Origin of the sequence: uncultured Mailhella sp. (genome assembly GCF_963931295.1) — a bacterium.
Lineage (GTDB): Bacteria > Desulfobacterota > Desulfovibrionia > Desulfovibrionales > Desulfovibrionaceae > Mailhella.
Genome location: NZ_OZ007001.1, coordinates 1620392 through 1642844 on the forward strand (window position 1 = coordinate 1620392; position 22453 = coordinate 1642844).

Genomic DNA, 22453 nt, shown 5'->3' on the forward strand with positions numbered 1-22453 from the left:
GTGCCAGGCCTTTCAACCCCGGAAAATCAGCGAGACCGGAATGATTATCAGCGCCGAGGAAAGACCGACCGCAAGCGCGATCGGATTCGCCTGAAAAAAGACTAATGCTATATACACGAAAATTCCGGTAATGAAAAGCCTCAATTGCGTTCTGATGAGCAAACCTTTTTTCACAATGCGCGCCTGCGAGGCTCCGTTTTTGTCGCCGCCGGGAATGGACAGAGGCAGAGCATGCTGAATAAAAAGAGCAAGAGTATAAAAATTCCAGCAGGATAATACCGCCGCCACTCCTGTCCAGAAAAGCTCCGTCCGCCACCAGAAGGCGGCTGTTCCCGCCACAAAAATCAGCAGGGAAAAGAAAAAAAGATTCCTCGTCGCCCGGCGCAGAGGCGCATGGATGAACCCCCGTCTCCACAGCAGACGATCCGCTTGTTCAATTATGCTCATGCTCGTCCTTTTTCCGGTCTTCCTCGGCGTATTCCCGCAGTTCACGGCGTATGGCCTCCAGCGATTCGCCGAGCCTGTCGAGATCCCGTTCCGAGGGATCGGCCGTGCCCGCGAGTATGGACGCCGTCACGTCGTCCTGCCTCTCGGCGCGGCCTTCCTCGGCCGCCAGAGATTCCGGAGTGTCGGCCACGATGGCCGCCCTTGCCGGATCCGGAGCCGCGGGCCTGCGCGTTTTTTCCTGCGCCTGACGCTCCGCCTCGCGGCGGGCCTTTTCCTCGGCGTCGCGCTCGGCGTTGCGTCTGGCAAGATAGCGGGCGTCTATCCACACGTTGCGGAAGCCCGCGGCAAGGCCGAGAAGCAGTCCTATGCCCGCGCCCGCAGGCCAGGTGCCGAGCCACTTGTCCGCCAGCCAGCCGAGCACGCCCCCCACAATGGGGCCGGAAACCATGTGCAGACCCATGGTGCTCGCCGTGCCGAGCAGACTTATCTGCCCGCCGCCTTTGTTCTCTTTCCTTTCCTCGCTCATCTACGGGCCTCCATCCATTAAATGCTCTTGGAGTTGGACGCTGTCTGTGTTAGGTATCGTCCTGTGCCGACGCCGTCAATCGGAAAGCCCGCAAGCCTTCCGGCCCAGTCCGTCCGCGGCGGGCGTCGGTTCCGCACTCGTCTTTTCTGCACCCTTCAACGCTCTTCCACAGAGGTTCTCATGCCCATTAAACCCGGCGACACTGTTTCTGTCCATTATGTTGGCACTCTGAACGACGGCTCCGAATTCGACCGCTCCCGCGAAGGCAGCCCCCTGCGCTTCAAGGTGGGCTCCGGTCAGGTCATTCCCGGCTTCGACAAGGCCGTGACCGGCCACGAAGTCGGCGACAAGTTCTCCGTGACCATTCCTGCCGCGGAAGCCTACGGCGAAAGGCAGCAGCAGCTTCTCTTCTCCGTTCCGCTGGAACAGGTGCCGCCTTCCATCAAGCCGCAGCCGGGCATGATGCTCCACGTTTCCACCGATCAGGGCGAACTCGAAGTCGCCGTGCATGAAGTCACCGACACCCACATCGTGCTCGACGCCAATCACCCCATGGCCGGCAAGGATCTCACCTTCGCGCTGGAAGTGGTTGCCATCGACTGATGTTCCGGGGCGTCGCCCCTTTCTTCTACACAGGGCCCGCTCGACGGGCCGCTTATCTTTTCTTCAAGGAGTTCGCATGAGTTCTGCCAACGCCAGCCGCAGTCATGCCGTACTTTCCGTCGCCACGCGGCGTCATGACGCGGAATACATCGCGGGGGGACACCCCGCCTCGGCCGAAGCCCATACCGATCCCACCGAATACTACGGGTGCAACGTCTTCGACGACAAGGCCATGCGGCGCTATCTGCCCAAGGCCGTGTACAAGTCGCTGCGCACCACCATCGACCTCGGTCGTCGCCTCGATCCCAACGTGGCCGACGTGGTGGCCAACGCCATGAAGTCCTGGGCCATGGAGCGCGGCGCGGATCACTACACCCACGTGTTCTATCCGCTCACCGGCCTCACCGCGGAAAAGCACGACAGCTTCCTCGAACCCGACGGCAAGGGCGGCGCTCTGGCCCAGTTCAGCGGCAGCGCCCTCGTGCAGGGCGAGGCCGACGGCTCGAGCTTCCCCTCCGGCGGCCTCCGTTCCACCTTCGAGGCCCGCGGCTACACCGCCTGGGACGTGACCAGCCCCGCCTATCTCATGGAAAGCCCCGCCGGCATGGTGCTGTGCATTCCCACGGTCTTCCTTTCCTGGACGGGCATCGCCCTCGACAAGAAGACCCCGGTGCTGCGTTCCGGTCAGGCCCTCAGCCAGCAGGCCGCCCGCGTGCTGCGCCTGTTCGGCGTGAATCCCACCATGCCCATCACCTCCAACGGCGGCCTTGAACAGGAATACTTCCTCATCGACGGCACCTTCGTTTCCGCGCGCCCCGATCTGCTCATCGCCGGCCGCGCCCTCTACGGCGCGCGTCCGCCCAAAGGCCAGGAATTCGAGGATCAGTACTACGGCGTCATTCCGAGCCGCGTGCTCGGCTTCATGGCCGACGTGGAACGCCAGCTCTACCGCCTGGGCATTCCGGTGAAGACCCGTCACAACGAAGTCGCGCCCAGTCAGTACGAAATCGCCCCCACCTTTGAATCCGGCAACCTCGCCTGCGATCACAACCAGCTCATCATGACGGTGCTGCGCAAGACCGCCCGCCGTCACGGCATGTCCTGCCTGCTGCACGAAAAGCCCTTCGACTGCATCAACGGCTCGGGCAAGCATCTCAACTACTCCATCGGCAGCCCCGAAGTGGGCAACCTCTTCGCTCCCGGCGACAACCCGCATGAAAACGCTCAGTTCCTGGTGTTCCTGTGCGCCGTCATCCGCGCCCTGCACCGTCACGGCGGATTCCTGCGCGCCGTGGTGGCTTCCGCCTCCAACGACCGCCGCCTCGGCGCCAACGAAGCGCCGCCCGCCATCATGTCCCTGTTCCTCGGCGATCAGCTCACCGACGTGCTGGAACAGTTCCGCGTGGGCCAGGTGACCGGCTCCGCGCACAAGCGCATCATGAACGTGGGCGTGGACACCCTGCCCCCCCTGCCCGCCGATCCCGGCGACCGCAACCGCACCAGCCCCTTCGCCTTCGTGGGCAACCGCTTCGAGTTCCGAGCCCTGGGCTCCTCCATGTCCGCGGCCGACTCGCTCGTGGTGCTCAACACCATGATGGCCGAATCGCTGGACTACGCCGCCACCTTCCTCGAAAACGCCATGCACGACGAACGCCTCAGCCTGGGCGAAGCCGTGCAGAAGCTCATCGAAAACGTGATGGAGGAAGACAGCGCCGTCATATTCAACGGCAACGGCTATTCCGAAATCTGGCAGCGCGAGGCCGAACGCCGCGGTCTGCCGAACTATCCGGCCACGCCCGACGCCGTGCCCGTGTTCTCCTCGCCCGAAGTGGTGGAACTTTGCGAACGCTATCAGGTCTTCTCCCGCCAGGAACTCAAGGCCCGCGAAGACATTCTGCTTGAGCAGTACATCAAGAGCATTCACACCGAGTGCAGCCTCGCCGTGCGCATGGCCCGCACCCAGATTTATCCCGCGGCCGTCCGCTACCGTCAGGAACTCTCCTCGTCGGCGGCCTCCTGCGCCGCGCTCGGCGTGCCCGCGTCGCTGGATTCGCTCAAGGAGCTCTCCGAAGTCATCGCTGGCTTTGAAGCCTCGCTCCGTACGCTGGAAGCCAACGCGGCAAACCTCAACTGGACTCCCGAAGAGGGCCAGCTGCTCTCCGTGGCGCAGACCTGCCTCCACTCCGTGCTGCCCGCCATGGAAGAGCTGCGCCGCTGGGCCGACAGAATCGAAACGCTGGTGGCCGACGATCTCTGGCCGCTGCCCAGCTATCAGGAAATGCTGTTCATGAAATAAGGGAGGAATACCCATGCGCATACTTATCATCGGATCCGGCGGACGCGAACACGCCCTGGCCTGGAAGCTCCGTCAGAGCCCCGACGTGACCGAACTCTTTGTGGCTCCGGGCAACGGCGGCACGGCGGGAATCGCCACCAACGTCGCCGTCAAGGACAGCGACGTTCCCGCGCTGGTGGCCTTCGCCAAAGAACACGGCGTGGATCTCGTGGTGCCCGGTCCGGAACTGCCCCTCACGCTCGGCGTGGCGGACGCCATGAAGGAAGCGGGCATTCCCTGCTTCGGCCCCGTGGCCGCCTGCGCAAGGCTGGAAGGCAGCAAGGCCTTTGCCAAGGAAGTCATGCAGGCGGCGGGCGTGCCCACCGCCGCGGCGGGCGTGTTCACGAACCGCGCCGACGCCGACGCCTTTGTGGCCGCCCACGGCGCGCCGCTCGTGGTCAAGGCCGACGGCCTGGCCGCGGGCAAGGGCGTTGTGGTGGCCATGACCGACGAGGAAGTGAAGGCCGCGCTCGACCTCATGTTCGACGACCACGCCTTCGGCGACGCCTCCAGCACGGTGCTCATCGAAGAATTCCTCAAGGGCGAGGAAGTGTCGCTGCTGTGCTTCTGCGACGGCAAAACCGCCCTGCCGCTGCCTTCCGCGCAGGATCACAAGGCCGTGTTCGACGGCGACAAGGGCCCCAACACCGGCGGCATGGGCGCGTACAGCCCGGCCCCCGTGCTGCCCGACGAAAAGCTCGACGCCATGGCCGACATCGTGGCGCGGCCCATTCTCGCCGAAATGGCGCGCCGCGGCACGCCCTTCACCGGCATTCTGTACGCCGGCCTCATGATGACCGAATCCGGCCCCAAGGTGCTGGAATACAACGTGCGCTTCGGCGATCCCGAATGTCAGCCGCTGCTCATGCGTCTCAAGAACAATCTTGTCGATGTCATCAAGGCCTGTCTGGAAGGCCGCCTCGACGAGGTGAAACTCGACATCGAGCCGCGCTCGGCCCTCGGCGTGGTGCTCACCGCGGCGGGCTATCCCGGCTCCTACCCCAAAGGCATGCCCATTTCCGGCATTGAAAGCGCCGAAGAGCTGGACGACGTGCAGGTCTTTCAGGCGGGCACCCGCCGCGAAGGCGACCGCGTGCTCTCAAACGGCGGCCGCGTGCTCTGCGTGACCGCGCTCGGCAAGGATCTCAAGGACGCACAGAAACGCGCCTATGAAGGTCTGGATCGACTCTCCATGGAGCACAGCCAGTTCCGCAGCGACATCGGCCTGAAGGGCTTAAAGCGCCTCGGCCTCGCCTGATCTTTGTTTTTTCCGCGGGCGTCCCGGATGACCCCGGGGCGTCCGCTTTCCCGACAAACGCTCAAGGATTTCCCATGACTCAAGTCGCCATATTCATCGGCTCCGCTTCCGACGATCCCGTCGTCGGGGCCTGCGCCGACGTGCTGAAGAAACTCGGCATTTCCTACCGCTACACCGTCACCTCGGCCCACCGCACGCCCGAACGCACCGTCGAGCTCATGAACGAACTCGAAGCCGACGGCTGCCAGGTCTATATCTGCGCCGCGGGCATGGCCGCCCATCTGGCCGGAGCCGTGGCCGCCCGCACCATCAAGCCCGTCATCGGCATTCCGGTGGCCGGTTCGCCCATCGGCGGCCTCGACGCCCTCTATGCCACGGTGCAGATGCCCTCCGGCTTCCCCGTGGCCACCGTGGCCCTGAACGGCGCCAAGAACGCCGCCTGGCTCGCCGCTGAAATCATTGCGCTGCACGACGAGCGCGTGGCCGGTCTCATCCGCGCCGAACGCGAAGGCTACAAGGCTTCCGTGAGCAAGGCCGCCGCCGAGCTGGAAGCCAGGCATCAGGCCTGACCGCATTTTCGCGCGCCCGCCTGCGCGGCGCTCTCCCGGCTTTTGCCGCAAACCGTTTTTTAGCCCGGCAACGTCCGCGATTCAGGTTCCACGCGCGAATTTCGGGCGGACACGACCGCCCTTCAGTCTTCCGACGCACCTTCCCCGGCTCGCCGGAAATGTCCTTTTACCGAACAGGAGAATGACCATGGACGCATCCATCAAACAGCTGGCCCGCGAACGCATGAAGGGCCATTGCCGCGTCTGCCCCCAGTGCGACGGCCGGGCCTGCGCCGGCGAAGTGCCCGGCATGGGCGGTCTCGGCACCGGTTCGTCCTTCCGCGCCAACGTGGAAGCGCTCGCGAACGTGAAACTCGCCATGCGCTGCCTCCACACCGCGGCCCAGCCCGACACCTCCACCGAAATTCTCGGCCTCAAGCTCGCTCTGCCTCTTCTTGCCGCTCCCATCGGCGGCGTGGCCTTCAACATGGGCGACGCCTCTCAGAACCCCGTGGACGAAGCCGCCTATGCCGAAGCCATCATCTGCGGCTCCAGGCAGGCGGGCATCATCGGCTGCGGCGGCGACGGCGTGGGCTCCCTCATTCCCGACTGCGCCTTTGCGGCCATCCGCAAGGCGGAAGGCTGGGGCATTCCCTTCATCAAGCCCTGGGAAGGCGACTTCCTCTGGAACCGACTGGAATCGGCCACGGCCACGGGCTGCCCGGTGGTGGGCATGGACGTGGACGCCGCAGGTCTTGTGACCCTGCGCCTGCAGGGCCGTCCCGTGTCGCCCAAGAGCGCGGAAGAGCTCGCGGAAATCGCCCGCTTCGTCCACGAACGCGGCGCGAAGTTCATGATTAAGGGCGTGATGACCGTGGCCGATGCGCGCGTGGCCATCGACGCCGGCGTGGACGCCCTGGTGGTTTCCAACCACGGCGGCCGCGTGCTCGACGGCACTCCCGGCAGCGCCTCCGTGCTTCCCGGCATCGCCGCGGCCGTGGGCGACAGAATTCCCGTTCTGGCCGACGGCGGCGTGCGCTCCGGCACCGACGTGCTCAAAATGCTGGCCCTCGGCGCAAAGGCCGTGCTCATCGGCCGTCCGTTCTCCGTGGCGGCCGTGGGCGGTCAGACCGACGGCGTGGCCGCCTACGTGGCGGACATCAAGGGGCAGCTCACCTCGGCCATGGCCCTCACCGGCTGCGCCGACATCGCCTCCATCAGCTCCGACATTCTGGCCTGATCTTCCGGCCGGTCCGGTTCACCGGACCGGCCACGCCGAAGACGCGCCTTCCCATAAGCGGGGCGTCGCCTCTTCGCGGCAGACGCCGACGAAGCGCGGTTTTCCGTGCCGGGAGAGCGCGTCGCGGCAAAGGCCCGCCGCGCGTCTTTCGCGCCTTCCCCTTTTACGCCGCAGGGCGCAACCTGCGATTCTCACCCCTTCCGCAGCCGCGCGGCCCCCGGAACGATTTCTCATGATACAAGGCACTGGATTCGATCTTGCGGCGCTGCCGCGCATCAGAACGCTGCTGGAGCGCTACGGCGAACGCTTTGTCCGCCGCGTTCTCACGGAAAAGGAACGTGAAGGCATGCCCGCCCCGCTCTCCGCGCGCACGGCCTACGTGGCCGGACGCTTCGCCGCCAAGGAAGCCGCGGTCAAGGCGCTCGGCACCGGCTTTGCGCAGGGCGTGGGCATGCACGACGTGGAAATTCTCTCCCTCGCCTCGGGCAGGCCGGAACTTTTTCTGCACGGCGAGGCGGCCGCAAAAGCCCGCGCCATGACCGTGCAGAAAACCCACGTGTCCATCTCCCACGAACGCGACATGGCCGGGGCCGTGGTCATTCTCGAATCCTGACCGAAAAATTTCTGCCCGATCGGCACTTCTCCGCCGAGGCCGCGCCTTCGCCTGCGGAGAATTTTCCGGAACGCGTCGGCCCGTCCGGCCGCAGACTGGAGGAAAAGCAATGTTCGTTCCCGTTCCCACTCCGGAGGAAATGAGCCGCTGGGACGCCGCGGCCGCTTCTTCCGGCATTTCCGAAGAAACCCTCATGGAAAGCGCTGCGCGCGCCGCCATGGACTGCCTGCGCGAAGAGGCCGGAAAACGGCGTCTTTCTCTGGCCGGAGCCTCCGTGCTTCTGCTTGCGGGCGGCGGCAACAACGGCGGCGACGCCTTCTGCATGGCCCGTCATCTTCTGGACGCCGGAGCCGCGCCCGTGCTTGTGTGCGCCAAGGAGCCCGACGCCTATCGCGGCGCAGCGCTGCACTGGCTGCGCGTGGCCATGAGCCTTGGCGTGCCCGTCGTGCCTGCCGACGCCTGGGCGAAGGGCGACGCCCGCGCGCCCTCAGCGCCCGACATCGTGGTGGACGCGCTGCTCGGCACCGGGTTTCACGGTAAGCTGCGCGAGCGGGAAACATCCTTTGTGGAAAAGCTGAACGCCCTTTCCGCGCCCTTTGTGCTTGCCGTGGACGTGCCTTCCGGGCTTTCCGCCCGCAACGGCCGTCCTTCTCCCACGGCCGTGCGCGCCCACGTCACGGTCACGTTTCAGGCGGCCAAGCCCGGACTGCTGCTGCCCGAAGCGCAGGATTACACCGGCTCTCTCATCGTGCGGCCCATAGGCATGCCGCGCGCCGTGCAGGAAGCCGATCCCCCGTCCTTCCGCACCTGGCTGTGCACGCGCCGCCTCGACAGGGGCTCGCCCTACACCGTGGAACACGGTCTTTCGCCCCGGCTTGAGGAGATCTTCGACGCGCCCTCTGTGCCGGAAGGCCGCGGCCCGGCCCACAAGGGCGCGGCCGGAAGAGTGCTTGTGGCCGGAGGCTGCCCGTCCTACACCGGCGCGCCGTGCCTTTCCGCCTGGGCCGCCCTGCGCTCCGGCGCGGGCCTCGTCATGCTGGCCGCTCCCGAACCCGTGCTCAACGCCGCGCGCATTTCCATGCCCGCCCTGACGCTGCACGCGCTCTCCGGCAAGGCTCCGGACAACGCCTGGTGCGCCGAAGACGCGCAGACGCTGGCCGAAACTCTGCCCACCTTCGGAGCGCTGGTGTTCGGCCCGGGACTCGGACGCAGCAACGGAGCCGCGGACATGACCGAAGCGCTGCTTCAGCTTCCCCATCGCCCGCCCATGGTGATAGATGCCGACGCGCTCTTTGCCCTGGCTCAGCGGCCGAAGCTCTTTGCCCTGCTGCGCCCCTGCGACGTGCTCACCCCGCATCCCGGCGAAGCCGCCACGCTTCTCGGCGTCGGCGCACGCGACGTTCAGGCCGACCGCTTCGGCGCTCTCGCCGCCCTTGCAGCCCTCGCTCCTGCCGTGTGGGTGCTCAAGGGCGAAGGCACGCTCATCAGTGCACCGAACGAGCCTTCCGTCATCTCTCCGTGGCAGGTGCCGCAGCTGGCCGTGGCCGGTTCCGGCGACGTGCTTGCCGGCGTCATCGGCGCGCTGCTTGCCCGCGGCCACGCAGCCCCGCTTGCCGCCACGCTCGGCGTGTGGCTGCACGCCCTCGCCGGTCTTCGCCTCGCCGAAGAATTTCCCCTGCGCGGCAACGGCCCGCACGACATTGCCAACATCCTGCCCCGAGTGCTCGGCGCGGCAGGCGAACCCAGCAGAGAAGAATCATGCCCATCCTTCTGAAATCCCCCGAAGACACCATGGAATTCGGCGCCATGCTCGCGCAGGCCATGCTCGACTCGCCCCTGCGCACGATCTACCTGTTCGCCGATCTCGGCGGCGGCAAGACCACCTTCACCCGCGGCTTTGCGGCGGCGCTGCCCGGCGGCGATCAGGCAGAAGTGGCCAGTCCCAGCTTCACCCTGTGCAACGTGTATCCCACAAGGCCGGAAGTGCTCCACGCCGACCTCTACCGCCTTTCCGAAAACGCCTCGCTCCCCGAAGAAATGGAAGAAATGCTCGACGAGGGCGATCCCTTCCTCATTCTCGAATGGCCGCAGTATCTGGCTCCCGAGCGCCGCGCCGCCGAACGCCTCGACATTTATCTTGACCCGGTGCAGGGCAACGACGCAAAAGCTCTGGACAAGACTGCGGAATCATGCCAGACTTTCCGGCTGGCAACGATGAAAGCCCACGGCGATGCAGCCGACGCTCTTCTGCGGAATCTGAAGACCCGGCTCGAACGGCGCTTTGCGCCTGCCGACAAGGCATGAGCGTTCCATATCCCCTTTTTTCAGGATGTCCTATGCGTATTCTTGTGCAGAAATTCGGAGGATCCTCCGTCGCCGACCTGGAGTGCATGAAAAAAGTGCGCACCAAAGTGCTTGCCGCGCTTGAGGAAGGCTACAAGGTTGTGGTGGTTCTCTCCGCCCGCTACGGCCAGACCAACAGCCTGCTGGAAAGAGCCTATCAGTGGTCGGACGAACCCGATCCCGCAGAACTCGACGTTCTGCTCACCACCGGCGAACAGGAATCTGTGGCGCTGTTTTCCATGCTCCTGCGCGACGCAGGCGTGAAAGCCCGCTCCTTCCTCGGTTTTCAGGTGCCCGTCATCACCGACGAGGCCTACGGCAACGCCCGCATTGACACCATCAATGCCGACGCCATCCGCGAAGCCTTCCAGACTTACGACGTCGTGGTCATGGCCGGCTTCCAGGGCCGCACGCCCGAAATGCGCCTCACCACGCTGGGCCGCGGAGGCTCGGACACCTCCGCCGTGGCCGTGGCCGCCGCTCTCGGCGACGAGACACGCTGCGACATCTATACCGACGTGGACGGGGTGTACACCACCGATCCGCGCATGTGCAAGGACGCCCACAAAATGGACCGCATCAGCTATGACGAAATGCTGGAAATGGCTTCCATGGGCGCCAAGGTTCTGCAAATCCGTTCCGTAGAAATCGCCGAAAAATATAATGTTCCCGTCCGGGTGCGTTCCACCTTCTCGAACGATCCGGGCACGCTGGTCACCAAGGAGGACATCATGATGGAGTCCGTGCTCGTTTCGGGCATCGCTTTTGATAAGGATCAAGCCAGAGTCACGCTCCGCGACGTACACGACAGACCCGGTTCGGCGGCCAGCATCTTCAGCCCGCTCGGCAAGGCCGGCATCGTGGTGGACATGATCATTCAGACCGCCAGCCGCGACGGCGTGACCGACATGGCCTTCACCGTGTCCCGCAAGGATCTCAAGCGCACCCTCGACGTGCTCCAGCAGGCCGAGCCCGCCTGCAGCAGCATCGAACATTCCTCCAACATCGCCAAGGTGTCCGTGGTGGGCGTGGGCATGCGCAATCACAGCGGCGCAGCCAGCCGGGCCTTCGACGCCCTGTACAAGGCCGGCATCAACCTCATCATGATCAGCACCTCGGAAGTGAAGATTTCCTGTCTGGTGGACGAGGCCGACCTCGAACTCGCGGTCAACGTTCTGCACAAGGAATTCGATCTGTAGTCCGTCGGACTCCGATCCGTTTCATATCGTCACTGGGAAAGGGGAGCGCGCTCCCCTTTCTTGTTCCTTCCGCAGCGAAGCATACGACGAGGTCGTCATGACTCTGCATCTGCCCATTCCCGTCATCACCGTGCTGCTTCTCATAGGCTCCAACATCTTCATGACCTATGCCTGGTACGGACATCTGCGCCACCACTCCCTCACCTTCGTGGGAGCCATTCTCGTGAGCTGGGGCATCGCCTTCTTTGAATACTGCCTTCAGGTGCCCGCCAACCGCGTGGGCTACGGCTATTTTTCCGCCGCCGAGCTCAAGACCATTCAGGAAGTCATTTCCCTGACCATCTTCGGCATATTCTCCACGCTCTATCTCGGCGAAAGTCTCACCTGGAATCACGCCGTCGGCTTTGCGCTCATCGTGGCGGGGGCCTTCTTCGTGTTCAAGGGATAGAGGCGCGCCCCGTCTCCGGGCCTGCCCAGGACCGCATTCATGATCTGCCACGTCGCCCTCTGCACGCCGCCCTACGCCACGCTGAGCTATCTGACGCCTGAGGAGTTTCCGGACTTTCCCTGGCAGGCCGGACTGCGCGTGGCCGTGCCGCTCGGCAACGGAGCCATCCGCGCGGGCGTCGTCACGGCCGTGTTTGCCGACGACGATCCGAACGCCCTCCGGGAAAGCTCCGCCGGGCAACACAACATGAAGAAAAGCGGCGACATCACGCTGCGCCCCCTGACGTGGCCTCTGGAACTGACGCCGCTGCTTCCGCGCGACTACATGGAAACCGTGGAACAGCTCGCCGCGCGTCAGTATTCTTCGCCCGGCCGCGTGCTCGGCAATCTTCTGCCGCAGGGGCTGAGAGTCACCGCGCGCATCCGCGTGCGGCAGTACCTGCCGGACGTGAACGGCAAAGGACAAAAGCCCAGGCTCTTCGCCCTGCGCGACATTCCCGCCATGCCCGCCGCCGAACGCGCCGCCCTGGCGCAGGACTTCACGCACGGCCGGGCCGAAATTCTCATGCTGGCCGAAGACGCCGCCGACGGAGAACTTTGCGCACTGGCCTGCGATCCGCCGTGGCCGGTGCGGCCCAACGCCGTGAAGCAGCGCGAACTGCTCGACTGGCTGCTCAGAAACGGCACGGTGACGCGCAGAAAGCTGCGCGAAGCCCTGCCCGACAGCTCTCAGACGCTCACGGCACTGGTGAAGAACAAGCTGGTGGAACTTCGCCCCGCCGCGCCCGAAGAGGACGAGCCGGAACCAGAGGAAGCGCTGCTGCCGCCGCCAGAGCCGCCCTTCCAGCTCACGGAGGAACAGCTGGCCGCGCTCAGGGAATACTGCGCGCAGATGGACGCCCTTGCCCGCGGAGAAAAGCGGCCCTTCGCGCATCTTCTTTTCGGCATCACGGGAAGCGGCAAGACGGCCGTGTATCTGGAACTCGCCCACGCCTGCCTCAAAAGGGGCCGTTCCGCGCTTATTCTCGCCCCGGAAGTGGCCATCGCCCTCAAACTGCGCAGAGACGCCGAACAGCGTTTTCCCGGCGCGCCCATTTTCTTCTATCACGGCTACCAGAGCCAGCAGCAGCGGGAACGCACCTTCCGCCGCCTCGCCGCGCGCAAAGAACCCTGCCTCGTCATCGGCACGCGTTCGGCGCTGTTTCTGCCTCTGCCGCCGCTGGGCGCCATCGTGCTCGACGAGGAACACGACGGCTCCTTCAAGCAGGAAGACCGTCTGCCCTATCAGGCCAAGGAAGTGGCATGGGAGAGGGCGGGCAGGCATCGGGCGCTGCTGATTCTCGGCTCGGCCACGCCGGACATCAAGACCTTTCATGCGGCAAAGGAAGGACTTTTTCCCGTCTCCCGGCTGACGCACCGCACGGGCGGCGGCACGCTGCCCGCCATAGAGCTTGTGGACATCAAGAATCAGCCGGCCTCCAAACTGCTTTCCGACCGCGCCGTGGAGGCGCTGCGGGAAACCGTGCAGCGCGGCGAGCAGGCCGTGGTGCTGCTCAACCGCCGGGGCTACGCGCCGCTCATGTACTGCCTGAACTGCGGCACCGTGGCCAAGTGCCCCAACTGCGACATCGCCCTCACCTATCACAAGAAGCGCGAGCAGCTCGTGTGCCACTACTGCGGTCACACGCGCCCCTTTCCCTCGCCCTGCGAAAAATGCGGCGGCCTCAACTTTCTGCCCATGGGCGAAGGCACGGAAAAACTGGAGGAAAGCCTGGCCGGAGAAGAACTCGCCGGAGCCCTGCCGCCCGGCGGCCGCGTGCTCAGGCTCGACCGCGACAGCACGAGCCGCCCCGGACGCATGGAAGAAATTCTCGCCGCCTTCGCCCGGCAGGAAGCGCAGGTGCTGGTGGGCACGCAGATGCTCTCCAAGGGGCATCATTTTCCCAACGTCACGCTGGCCGTGGTGGCCGACGGCGACATGGGCCTGAACATGCCCGACTACCGCTCGGCCGAACGCACGTTTCAGCTTCTGGTGCAGTCCTCAGGACGCGCCGGACGCGGCGAAAAGCCCGGACGCGTGCTCATTCAGACCAGAGACGTCAATCACTACTGCTGGCAGTTCGTGAAAACCGGCGACTACGAGGGCTTCTACGAACACGAAATAGCCCTGCGCAAGCAGCGCCGCTATCCGCCCTTCATCAAGCTGGCGCTCATCCGTCTTTCCTACCCCTGGGACTGGAAGGACGGACAAAGCCGCGTGAACGCCTTTGCCGCAGCTCTGCGCGCCCACGGCCGCTCCCTCGGCCTCACCGTGCTCGGCCCGGCTCCCGCGCCGCTGGCCCGCATTCAGGGCCGCATGCGCTTTCAGTGCCTCATGAAGGCCGACACCTGGCAGCACGTGCGTCAGGCCTACGCCATGGCCCTGCGCGACGTCGGCGCGCTGCCCCACGAACTGCGCATCACGCTGGATCTCGACCCCGTCAACATGCTCTGACGCGGCTCCCCGGACGCGGCGCGCTGTTCCTCCGCCTGGCCGTCCGTTCCGAACCGCCGGCCCCGGCCTTCTGCCGCCGCGCCGCATGAAAAAGGCATGAAAAAAGCCGGGCCGCCCGCAATGCGGAACGACTCCGGCCTTCATGTCGCTCTGCGGAACATTCCGCAAACAAATTTAGAACTTGTACACATCCAGAGAAATGGCGGAGGCGGGCTGACCGTCGTCGCCGGGGAACACGCGGGCGCGGACCTTGTCGCCCTTCTTCAGGTCGCCGATGCCCTTCTTGCTCTCCCAGGTGAAGATGTCGGCGTACACGTTTTCAACCAGCGTGTTGTCCGTCACCTTGATGGTGGAAGTTTCACCCTGCTTGTCCTTGATGGTGAAGGTGCCGTTCTTGGCGTCCACGCTCTCCACCACGCCGCGTTCCACAACGAACAGCGGGAAGGTGACCACGATTTCCTCGCTGGGGGCCACGATCACGAAAGGAGTGTCGGCCACGGTCTGCTTGGCCTTGGGCGCGGGAGCGGTATCGGCGGCAAGGGCCATTGCGGGAGCCAGAATGATACCACAGCAAAAACCGGTGAACAGAGTCTTGATGCGCATAAGTTCCTCACTTGTTAATCATTTGAGGAACGGCACGCCTCCGGTCACAAGAGCGTCATGCAGCAGATGGCGCAGCCTGTCCGCCATGGGACCGGGACGGCCGTCGCCTACGGGCTTGCCGTTGTAGTGCGTGACCGCCACGCACTCGCATGTAGTACCAAGTACCAGAATCTCGGAAGCCTGTTCCACTATTTCTTCTGTGATATCAGTGATAACTACGGGCATGAACGCCTTGGCGAGCTCCATGGCCCGGATGGACGTCGTACCCGGAAGCGCATGCCGGAACTCGGGCATGAGCATGCGGCCCTGCCTGTCCACCAGCGCTACGTTGGCAATGGCCGCCTCGGCGAGAAAACCGTCTTCATCGAAGGAAAAGGTGAGATCCACGCCCTTCTCGCGGGCTTCCTTCGCCATGAGCGCGTTGGCGAGATAGTTGGTGGACTTGATCTGCGCAAGCCATTCCTGCTTGGCCGGAACGGCGCTTCTTGCCGCCGTCAGCCCCTTCTGCCAGAACGATTCCGGCAGCGGACGCCCCTTGGTGGCCACGATGTACAGGCTGGACTGCGGGCATTCGGCCGGATCCACGCCCAGACCTCCGCAGCCGCGGCCGAGCAGCACCTTGAGCCCGCCGTACGGCTCGCCGCCTTCCCGTGCCACGTCCAGCATGATGGAGCGCACCTCCTCCCACGGACACGGAGGCTCAAGCTCCAGACGCGCGGCGGAATGCTTCATGCGTTCAAGATGGGCGTCGAGCTGCACGATGCGCCCTTCCAGAAACGTAAGGCTTTCAAAAATGGCGTCGCCGCGATGCACCATGTGATCGTCCAGAGGCACCAGCAGCAGACGGGCGTCCTTGCAGATCGCTCCCATGCGATGTTCGTAAAAGGCCGTGACGTTGGCCGCGCCCTCGCGCGGCAGCTCCATGAGTCTTGCCGTCCACCCGGCGGCATCGAGGACAGGAACAGACATGATCTTCTCTCCAGAGCGCTGGCCGAAACGGCCAGGATTTGCGTGCCCCGGGAACCGGAACAGCCGCGGGCACGCCACCGCTATAGCGCAAAAGACAGGGGTAGTACAGACAAAGCACTCTTGCCGCCCGCTCTTTGGATACGAAAAAAGGCCTGCCGAAGCAGGCCCTTCTTGCAGGGAACACCGCCCTTCAGACTACGCCTCTTCGCCGCCGTTGAGCTCCATGCGGAACTTGCGGGAAAGACGGAACACCACCACCTTGCGCGGAGGCAGCGTGATGGATTCATCGGTCTGGGGGTTGCGTCCCTTGCGGGCATTTTTGTCGTAGGCCTCGAACTTGCCGAAGCCGCTGATGAGAAGCGCGTCATCCTTCTTGATGGCCTGCTTCATAAGGGCAAGCAGATTTTCAACGATATTCTTCACTTCCGCACGGTTGCGGCCGAGATTCTTGTCATTGTACACCGCTTCCACAATGTCAGCCTTCGTCAGAGCCTTGTTCATGTTTTCCTCCTGCCATTTCCTTCCGGATACGGATTACTTTTCCAGGCACGCGGCCACCTTGTCAGCCATGGCCTGCATGGCTGCGGCGTCAGGATATTTCCCCTGCTCCCACACGCCGAGCCCGTCCCCGTCGAAACGGGGGATGATGTGCCAGTGAATATGGAACATAGTCTGCCCTGCGGACAATCCGTTGTTCTGCATGACATTGAATCCCGAAGCTCCGGTGGCCTTCATCACGGCCGCGCCGACCTTCTTCAGCGCCGCAAACACCGCAGGCGCGATATCGCAGGAGACTTCAAGCATATCCTTGTAATGCGTCTTGGGTATCACCAGCGTATGACCGGGATGCACAGGCGACAGATCAAGAAACGCCAGAACGCAATCATCCTCGTACACCTTTGCGCAGGGAATCTCTCCCTTGGCAATAAGGCAGAAAATACATTTTTCTTCAGACATAACAGTACAGACCTCCAAAGCCTCTCCCGTATTTTTAACACGGGAGACACCTTGTCATCCTAAGCGCAAGCGATTAGAACATCAAGAGCTTTTCTGCCGAGGAAAAAAAATGTCACGTCTCCCTCAACCGTTGGGCCGCACCGGGTCCGGGCGCATCCTTTTCTTCACCGGAGCCCGTCAGAGCCGCTCCAGCCGCATCCTGCCGGTTTTTCTCCCTTTTCTCGGCTGTCCCGGGCACTGCGTGTACTGCGCGCAGGACAAGCAGACCGGTCACACGGGCTCGGAAGGCCTGCGCGCCATTCTCGCCGAAGCCGCAAAAAATGCGGCCGCTCTCCCGCCCTGCGGGCCGCAGGAGCGCCGCGAGCTGGCCTTTTACGGCGGAACCTTCACAGCGCTGCCCGCCGCGGACCGCGCGTCCTGCTTTGAACTTCTCGAAGCTCTGCGCCGCGAAGACCGCATCCGCCTCGCCCGCTGCTCCACCAGACCGGACGCACTTTCGCCCGCCGTGCTGGACGAACTTCTGCACCACGGCGTGGATCTCGTGGAGCTCGGCATACAGAGCTTCGCGAGCGAGGCCCTCGCGCTCTCCCGCCGCGGCTACGACCGCAGCGCGGCCCTCGCCGGATGCCGGGCCGTGACGGGCGCAGGGCTCAGCCTCGGCATTCAGCTGCTTCCGGGCATGCCGGGCAGCACGCCCGACGTGTTTCTGGACGACGTGCGCACGGCGCTTTCTCTTTCGCCCGCCTGCCTCCGCTTCTATCCCTGCCTCGTGCCCGAAGGCACAACGCTGGCGCGCTGGTTCCGCGAAGGACGCTTTGCGCCGTGGACCGTGGAACAGACCGTGCGCACCCTGGGCGAGGCGCTGAACATGGCCTGGCAGGCGCAGGTTCCGGTCATCCGTCTGTCGGTGGCGCCGGAGAGCGCCTTCGACGCCGCACTGCTCGCCGGCCCGCGGCATCCGGCCCTCGGCGCGCTCATTCAGGCCGAAGCGCTGCTTCGCGCGGCCGAAAACGCCGTGAACGCCCTCGGCCGCGCGCCGGAAAGGCTCACGCTGCCGCAATCGTGTCAGGGATTCATGTACGGAGACCGCGGCGCGCTCAAGTCGCGCTGGCAGGCTCTCGGGCTGGGCCCGGAACGCATTGCCTTTGCGCGCGAAGCCTCGGCCGCCGAGCTCGTCTGACACTTTTGCCGCGCAAAAAAAAACGCCGATCCCCCGAAAAACCCCGCAGGAACGGGCCAAATGCGTCTTTTGCGCCGCGCGGGACTTGACGCTCCCCCCTTTTAACGTATGTTGCTTGACGACGGAGGAGGCGCGTCCTCTCTTTGAAATTCCTACTTGTGAGCGAAATATGGGCAAGGATCTGATTATCGTGGAATCACCGGCCAAGGTGAAGACCATCAAGAAATTTCTGGGAAACAAATACATGGTGCAGGCCAGCGTAGGTCATATACGCGATCTGCCCACCAGAGAAATCGGCGTGGATGAAGCCCACGACTTTGCCCCGCACTACGAAATCATCAAGGGCAAGGAAAAGGTGGTGCGCGATCTGCAGGAAGCGGCCTCCAAGGCCGACACCGTGTACCTTGCTCCCGACCCGGACCGCGAAGGGGAAGCCATTGCCTGGCACATCGCCGAGGTCATCAAGAACAAGGCGAAGAACATCAAGCGCATTCAGTTCAACGAAATCACGGCCCGCGCCGTGAAGAACGCCCTGGAACATCCGCACGACATCAATCCCGATCTCTTCGACGCCCAGCAGGCCCGCCGCGTGCTCGACCGTCTCGTGGGCTACAAGATTTCGCCGCTGCTGTGGAAAACCGTGAAGCGCGGCATTTCCGCCGGACGAGTGCAGTCGGTGGCGCTGCGCCTCATCGTGGAACGCGAAGAGGAACGGCTCGCCTTCGTGCCCGAAGAATTCTGGACCTTCCGCGCGCTGCTTGCCGGAGCCACGCCCCCGCCGTTCAAGGCGGAGCTTGCCAAGATTGAAACGAACTTCGCCAAAAAGCTGAAGGAACTTTCCGGCTCCGACGAAAGCAAGGAAAAAAGCGCGCGCAAAATTCTCATCGCCAGCAAGGCCGCGGCCGACGCCCTCGAACAGGCCATGGCCGGTCAGCCCTTCGTGGTGACGCAGGTGGAGGAAAAGGAGCGCTCGCGCAATCCGCTGCCGCCCTTCACCACGTCCACGCTCCAGCAGACGGCCAACCAGCGCATCGGCTTCACCTCCAAGCGCACCATGGCCACGGCGCAGCGGCTCTACGAAGGCATCGAGCTCGGCGAACGCGGCACCACGGCCCTTATCACCTACATGCGAACCGACTCCGTGCGCATTGCCGAAGAGGCGAAGAAAAGCGCCGCCGACTACATCGAACAGCGCTTCGGCAAGGACTACATGGCTCCCGGCGGCAAGGGCCGCTCCTTCAAGGGCAAGACCTCCGCGCAGGACGCCCACGAAGCCATCCGCCCCGTGGACATCACGCTGACGCCCCAGGACGTGAAGGAATTTCTCTCCTCCGATCAGTACCGCCTGTACAATCTCATCTGGTGCCGCTTCGTGGCCTCGCAGATGGCCGCGGCCACCTATCACGACACCGCCGTCAGCCTGACCTGCGGCCCGGGCCTGTGGAAGGCCAAGGGCGAACGCCTGCTCTTCCCCGGCTTCCTTGCGGTGATGCCGCGCTCCGCCGAGGAAGAGGAAGCCGCGCTTCCGGCCCTGCGCGAAGGCGAAACCGTCACGCTCCAGAAGCTCGAAAAGGAACAGAAGTTCACGCAGCCCGCCCCGCGCTACACCGAAGCCTCTCTGGTGCGCGAACTGGAAGAACGCGGCATAGGCCGCCCCTCCACCTACGCGACCATCATTTCCACCATTGAGGACCGCGAGTACGTCCGTCTGGAAGACAAGCACTTCGCCCCCACGGATCTCGGCAAGGTGGTGTGCTCGCAGCTGCGCGACCACTTCGCCAAGCTCATGGACGTGGGCTTCACCGCCGAGATGGAAAACAATCTCGACAAGGTGGCCGACGGCGAACTCGGCTGGGTGGATCTCATGAAGGGCTTTTCCAAGGACTTCAATCCCACGCTGGAAGCGGCCGCCAAGAACATGGCCCCCGTCAAGGGCGGACTCACCACCGACGTGCCCTGCCCGGAATGCGGCAAGCCACTGGTGGTGAAGTTCGGCAAGAGCGGCGAATTTCTGGCCTGCACGGGCTACCCCGAATGCCGCTACACCACCAACTTCACCCGCGACGAAAAGGGACGCATCATTCCGCAGGAGCGCCCGAAGGAAGAACACAAGAAGATGGGCGTCTGCCCCAAGTGCGGCGGCGACGTGATTCTCAAGCAGTCGCGCACGGGCAGCCGCTTCCTGAGCTGCTCGCGCTACCCCGAATGCGACTACGCCGCGCCCTTCTCCACCGGCGTGGCATGCCCCAAGTGCGGCAAGGGCATGCTGGTGGAAAAGAGCTCCCGCAAGGGCAAGCTGTTCTATTCCTGCGACCAGTACCCCAACTGCGACTACGCCGTGTGGGACTGGCCCGTGGCCGAACCCTGCCCCGAGTGCCATTCTCCCATTCTGGTCATCAAGACCACCCGCGCCCGCGGACGTCATCTGGCCTGCCCGAATCCCAAGTGCCGGTACACCAGAGAGCTCGACGAGAATCAGAACTGATTCCGCCTTCCCGCAACGCAACCGGGGAAGCGCCCTTCAAGGGGCGCTTCCCCTTTTCTGTTTTTCAGAGGTGTGAAACAGGCCCCGGCCTTTTCCAGAAGCACGAAGCGAAAAACGACGACGGAGCATCTCCGACGCGCCGTCCTTTTTTTGTTCCGGAGGCTCCGCACGAGCAAAAAACGTTGCGGCACATCATTCTTCCGCCTTTCGGCCGATATTTTTTTGTTCCCGACAGGCATTTTTCGCCGGAACAAACGGCACAAAAAAGAACTCATTCAGAGCATTTTCAGCATCGCGCCCATTTCAATAGTCCGAAATAATATCGAAAAATATTTCGGCACAAAACTTGCATACGTTCATGCGATCCACTTGGACAATGTTCCGTAATTTTCTACTCTAGGAGCACGCATGAACCTTTTCTTCAAACGGGCGGCAGTGTTCGGAGCCGCGGCGCTCTGCGCCGTGCTCTGCGCCCCCCGCAACGGAGCCGCAGCCATGGAAAGCCCTTCCTACTGTGCCACCATTTCCCAGAGCACCAATCCTCTGACCACGCGCGGCATGGTGACTTCCCCCAACTATCTGGCCACGCAGGCCGGCCTCGACGTGTTGCGCCGCGGCGGCAACGCCGTGGACGCCGCCGTGGCCACGGCCGTCACGCTGGCGGTGGTCTATCCGCAGATGTGTACCCCCGGAGGCGACAACTTCTGGCTCATCTACAACGCCAAAACCGGCGAGCTGCGCGGCCTGAACGCCAGCGGCCGCGCAGGGGCCAGGGCCACCATCGACTTCTACGCCTCAAAGGGACTCAAAACCATTCCCTCCCGCGGCTACCTCGCGGCCAACACCGTGCCCGGCGCGGTTTCCGGCTGGGACGAGGCCTATCGCTACAGTCAGTCCGCCCTCAAGACGACCATGCCCTGGAAGGAGCTCTTCGCCTCGGCCATCGCCTACGCCAGAGACGGCTTTCCGGTGAGCACCTCCCTTTCCTACTGGAGCGCCGTCAACGCCGATCCCGACGACAAGGTGTTCCGCGATCTCCAGCGCTTCCCCGAATTTGCCCGCGTGTTCATGAAGGACGGCAAGCCTCTCGTCACGGGCGACATGTTCCGTCAGCCCGATCTCGCCGCCACGCTGACCGCCATTGCGGAAAAGGGCGCCGCCGAATTCTACAGGGGCGACATCGCCAGACGCATCGTGGCCGATCTGGAAAAGAACGGCGGCATGCTCTCGCTCAAGGACTTTGCCGATCACAAGGCGGACTGGGTGGAGCCCATCCGCGTGAACTACCGCGGCCTTTCCGCCTGCAACCTGCCGCCGAACACCCAGGGCATGGCGTCCCTGGAAATTCTGAACATCCTGAACAACTTCGACGTGAAGGCCATGGGCGAAGGCAGCGCCGACTACTACCACGCCGTCATCGAAGCCACCAAGGAAGCCTTCGCCGACCGCGACGCCTACCTTTCCGATCCGGCCTTCGTGTCCATTCCGCTGGATCGCCTTCTCTCCGAAGATCACGGCAAAAAGCAGGCCGAGCGCATCGACATGAAGAAGGCCGCCGGTCCCAAGGCTCCCCTCGATCCCAAGGGCGACACCATCTGGCTCGGCGTGGTGGACAAGGACGGCAACGCCGTTTCCCTCATCCAGAGCATCTATCACGACTTCGGCTCCGGCATCGTGGCGGAAGGCACGGGCGTGCTGCTTCAGAACCGCGGCAGCTTCTTCTCCCTTGATCCGAAGCATGTGAACCATCTGGAACCCGGAAAGCGCACCATGCACACGCTGAACCCCGCCATGCTGCTCAAGGACGGCAAGCCTTACCTCGTGTACGGCACCATGGGCGGCGAAGGTCAGCCGCAGACGCAGGCCGCCATCGTGACCCGCGTGGTGGACTTCGGCATGTCGCCGCAGGAAGCCATCACCGCCCCCCGCTGGCTCTACGGCCGCACCTGGGGCGCGGCGTCCAACGACGTGAAGCTCGAAGGACGCATTCCCGCTTCCGTGGTCGAGGAACTCAAAAAGCGCGGCCATCCCGTCAAGGTGGTCGAAGACTTCACCGACACCATGGGACACGCGGGCGCGATTCTCGTCAGGGACAACGGCGTGCTCCAGGGAGCCACCGATCCGCGCGGCGACGGCCTCGCCGCCGGCTTCTGATCCGGCTCTCAGCCGAAACAGGGCGGCCGAAGCGCTCCAAACGCCCCGGCCG

At 64.1% G+C, this 22453-nt stretch carries 20 protein-coding genes; 14 read left to right on the forward strand and 6 right to left on the reverse strand.

Annotation, left to right across the window (positions count from 1 at the left end; genetic code table 11):
* Positions 1-12 precede the first annotated feature (12 nt).
* Both ABGT79_RS06685 and ABGT79_RS06690 read right to left on the reverse strand, forming a co-directional pair.
* A complete protein-coding gene (locus tag ABGT79_RS06685) occupies positions 13-447 on the reverse strand; it encodes a hypothetical protein (RefSeq protein WP_346665543.1) in 435 nt (144 codons plus the stop codon).
* Positions 434-973 (reverse strand): AtpZ/AtpI family protein, encoded by a 540-nt coding sequence (locus tag ABGT79_RS06690; RefSeq protein ID WP_346665544.1) that lies wholly within the window; start codon positions 971-973, stop codon positions 434-436. The genes ABGT79_RS06685 and ABGT79_RS06690 overlap by 14 nt, the downstream gene beginning before the upstream one ends.
* 180 nt (positions 974-1153) lie before the next feature.
* Between ABGT79_RS06690 and ABGT79_RS06695 the strand changes: the two genes are divergently transcribed.
* The 11 genes from ABGT79_RS06695 to priA all read left to right on the forward strand — a co-directional run bounded on the left by ABGT79_RS06695 (position 1154) and on the right by priA (position 14053).
* A complete protein-coding gene (locus tag ABGT79_RS06695; protein WP_294484323.1) occupies positions 1154-1576 on the forward strand; it encodes a peptidylprolyl isomerase in 423 nt (140 codons plus the stop codon).
* A 76-nt stretch (positions 1577-1652) separates the two neighbouring features.
* Entirely contained in the window at positions 1653-3872 is a 2220-nt protein-coding gene (locus tag ABGT79_RS06700; protein WP_346665545.1) for a glutamine synthetase III, read from the forward strand.
* Between the two features lie 13 nt (positions 3873-3885).
* Positions 3886-5169, forward strand: a complete 1284-nt coding sequence (purD, locus tag ABGT79_RS06705) for a phosphoribosylamine--glycine ligase (RefSeq protein ID WP_346665546.1) — start codon at positions 3886-3888, stop codon at positions 5167-5169.
* A gap of 74 nt (positions 5170-5243) precedes the next feature.
* Positions 5244-5738, forward strand: a complete 495-nt coding sequence (gene purE, locus ABGT79_RS06710) for a 5-(carboxyamino)imidazole ribonucleotide mutase (protein WP_346665547.1) — start codon at positions 5244-5246, stop codon at positions 5736-5738.
* 187 nt (positions 5739-5925) lie between these two features.
* Positions 5926-6957 (forward strand): alpha-hydroxy-acid oxidizing protein, encoded by a 1032-nt coding sequence (locus tag ABGT79_RS06715; RefSeq protein ID WP_346665548.1) that lies wholly within the window; start codon positions 5926-5928, stop codon positions 6955-6957.
* Positions 6958-7189: 232 nt separating this feature from the next.
* A complete protein-coding gene (locus tag ABGT79_RS06720) occupies positions 7190-7570 on the forward strand; it encodes a holo-[acyl-carrier-protein] synthase (protein ID WP_346665549.1) in 381 nt (126 codons plus the stop codon).
* Between the two features lie 109 nt (positions 7571-7679).
* Positions 7680-9344 (forward strand): NAD(P)H-hydrate dehydratase, encoded by a 1665-nt coding sequence (locus ABGT79_RS06725; protein WP_346665550.1) that lies wholly within the window; start codon positions 7680-7682, stop codon positions 9342-9344.
* Positions 9329-9874, forward strand: a complete 546-nt coding sequence (gene tsaE, locus ABGT79_RS06730; protein WP_346665551.1) for a tRNA (adenosine(37)-N6)-threonylcarbamoyltransferase complex ATPase subunit type 1 TsaE — start codon at positions 9329-9331, stop codon at positions 9872-9874. Before ABGT79_RS06725 ends, tsaE begins: the two co-directional genes overlap by 16 nt.
* A 32-nt stretch (positions 9875-9906) precedes the next feature.
* Positions 9907-11112 carry an aspartate kinase gene (locus ABGT79_RS06735; RefSeq protein WP_346665552.1) on the forward strand — a complete coding sequence of 402 codons (1206 nt, stop codon included), beginning with the start codon at positions 9907-9909 and terminating at the stop codon, positions 11110-11112.
* Positions 11113-11209: 97 nt separating this feature from the next.
* Complete coding sequence (locus ABGT79_RS06740) at positions 11210-11560, forward strand: DMT family protein (protein ID WP_294484344.1); 351 nt, start codon at positions 11210-11212, stop codon at positions 11558-11560.
* Positions 11561-11599: 39 nt separating this feature from the next.
* Positions 11600-14053, forward strand: a complete 2454-nt coding sequence (gene priA, locus ABGT79_RS06745; protein WP_346665553.1) for a primosomal protein N' — start codon at positions 11600-11602, stop codon at positions 14051-14053.
* 174 nt (positions 14054-14227) lie between these two features.
* On the opposite strand, the gene ABGT79_RS06750 is transcribed toward priA, so the two are convergent.
* The 4 genes from ABGT79_RS06750 to ABGT79_RS06765 all read right to left on the reverse strand — a co-directional run bounded on the left by ABGT79_RS06750 (position 14228) and on the right by ABGT79_RS06765 (position 16582).
* Positions 14228-14656, reverse strand: a complete 429-nt coding sequence (locus ABGT79_RS06750; RefSeq protein ID WP_346665554.1) for a hypothetical protein — start codon at positions 14654-14656, stop codon at positions 14228-14230.
* An 18-nt stretch (positions 14657-14674) separates the two neighbouring features.
* Complete coding sequence (locus ABGT79_RS06755; protein ID WP_346665555.1) at positions 14675-15625, reverse strand: aminotransferase class IV; 951 nt, start codon at positions 15623-15625, stop codon at positions 14675-14677.
* Between the two features lie 195 nt (positions 15626-15820).
* Entirely contained in the window at positions 15821-16126 is a 306-nt protein-coding gene (locus ABGT79_RS06760; RefSeq protein ID WP_294484361.1) for an integration host factor subunit alpha, read from the reverse strand.
* 33 nt (positions 16127-16159) lie between these two features.
* Positions 16160-16582, reverse strand: coding sequence for an HIT family protein (locus ABGT79_RS06765; protein ID WP_346665556.1), 423 nt, complete (start codon positions 16580-16582; stop codon positions 16160-16162).
* Between the two features lie 109 nt (positions 16583-16691).
* Here ABGT79_RS06765 and ABGT79_RS06770 point away from each other — a divergent pair, with 109 nt between their 5' ends.
* The 3 genes from ABGT79_RS06770 to ggt all read left to right on the forward strand — a co-directional run bounded on the left by ABGT79_RS06770 (position 16692) and on the right by ggt (position 22401).
* Positions 16692-17762, forward strand: a complete 1071-nt coding sequence (locus ABGT79_RS06770; protein ID WP_346665557.1) for a radical SAM protein — start codon at positions 16692-16694, stop codon at positions 17760-17762.
* A 169-nt stretch (positions 17763-17931) separates the two neighbouring features.
* Positions 17932-20247 carry a type I DNA topoisomerase gene (topA, locus tag ABGT79_RS06775; RefSeq protein ID WP_346665558.1) on the forward strand — a complete coding sequence of 772 codons (2316 nt, stop codon included), beginning with the start codon at positions 17932-17934 and terminating at the stop codon, positions 20245-20247.
* Between the two features lie 408 nt (positions 20248-20655).
* On the forward strand, positions 20656-22401 hold the full coding sequence (gene ggt, locus ABGT79_RS06780) for a gamma-glutamyltransferase (RefSeq protein ID WP_346665559.1): 1746 nt from the start codon (positions 20656-20658) through the stop codon (positions 22399-22401).
* Positions 22402-22453: the final 52 nt, after the last annotated feature.

Excerpts from the sequence above, each read along its gene's own strand:
- topA (WP_346665558.1), top strand. The coding sequence starts at position 17,932 with ATGGGCAAGGATCTGATTATCGTGGAATCACCGGCCAAGGTGAAGACC.
- purE (WP_346665547.1), top strand. The coding sequence starts at position 5,244 with ATGACTCAAGTCGCCATATTCATCGGCTCCGCTTCCGACGATCCCGTC.
- ggt (WP_346665559.1), top strand. The coding sequence starts at position 20,656 with ATGAACCTTTTCTTCAAACGGGCGGCAGTGTTCGGAGCCGCGGCGCTC.
- ABGT79_RS06725 (WP_346665550.1), top strand. The coding sequence starts at position 7,680 with ATGTTCGTTCCCGTTCCCACTCCGGAGGAAATGAGCCGCTGGGACGCC.
- ABGT79_RS06700 (WP_346665545.1), top strand. The coding sequence starts at position 1,653 with ATGAGTTCTGCCAACGCCAGCCGCAGTCATGCCGTACTTTCCGTCGCC.
- ABGT79_RS06685 (WP_346665543.1), bottom strand. The coding sequence starts at position 447 with ATGAGCATAATTGAACAAGCGGATCGTCTGCTGTGGAGACGGGGGTTC.
- ABGT79_RS06690 (WP_346665544.1), bottom strand. The coding sequence starts at position 973 with ATGAGCGAGGAAAGGAAAGAGAACAAAGGCGGCGGGCAGATAAGTCTG.
- ABGT79_RS06735 (WP_346665552.1), top strand. The coding sequence starts at position 9,907 with ATGCGTATTCTTGTGCAGAAATTCGGAGGATCCTCCGTCGCCGACCTG.
- ABGT79_RS06695 (WP_294484323.1), top strand. The coding sequence starts at position 1,154 with ATGCCCATTAAACCCGGCGACACTGTTTCTGTCCATTATGTTGGCACT.
- ABGT79_RS06750 (WP_346665554.1), bottom strand. The coding sequence starts at position 14,656 with ATGCGCATCAAGACTCTGTTCACCGGTTTTTGCTGTGGTATCATTCTG.
- purD (WP_346665546.1), top strand. The coding sequence starts at position 3,886 with ATGCGCATACTTATCATCGGATCCGGCGGACGCGAACACGCCCTGGCC.
- ABGT79_RS06715 (WP_346665548.1), top strand. The coding sequence starts at position 5,926 with ATGGACGCATCCATCAAACAGCTGGCCCGCGAACGCATGAAGGGCCAT.
- ABGT79_RS06760 (WP_294484361.1), bottom strand. The coding sequence starts at position 16,126 with ATGAACAAGGCTCTGACGAAGGCTGACATTGTGGAAGCGGTGTACAAT.
- ABGT79_RS06765 (WP_346665556.1), bottom strand. The coding sequence starts at position 16,582 with ATGTCTGAAGAAAAATGTATTTTCTGCCTTATTGCCAAGGGAGAGATT.
- priA (WP_346665553.1), top strand. The coding sequence starts at position 11,600 with ATGATCTGCCACGTCGCCCTCTGCACGCCGCCCTACGCCACGCTGAGC.
- tsaE (WP_346665551.1), top strand. The coding sequence starts at position 9,329 with ATGCCCATCCTTCTGAAATCCCCCGAAGACACCATGGAATTCGGCGCC.
- ABGT79_RS06770 (WP_346665557.1), top strand. The coding sequence starts at position 16,692 with ATGTCACGTCTCCCTCAACCGTTGGGCCGCACCGGGTCCGGGCGCATC.
- ABGT79_RS06740 (WP_294484344.1), top strand. The coding sequence starts at position 11,210 with ATGACTCTGCATCTGCCCATTCCCGTCATCACCGTGCTGCTTCTCATA.
- ABGT79_RS06755 (WP_346665555.1), bottom strand. The coding sequence starts at position 15,625 with ATGTCTGTTCCTGTCCTCGATGCCGCCGGGTGGACGGCAAGACTCATG.
- ABGT79_RS06720 (WP_346665549.1), top strand. The coding sequence starts at position 7,190 with ATGATACAAGGCACTGGATTCGATCTTGCGGCGCTGCCGCGCATCAGA.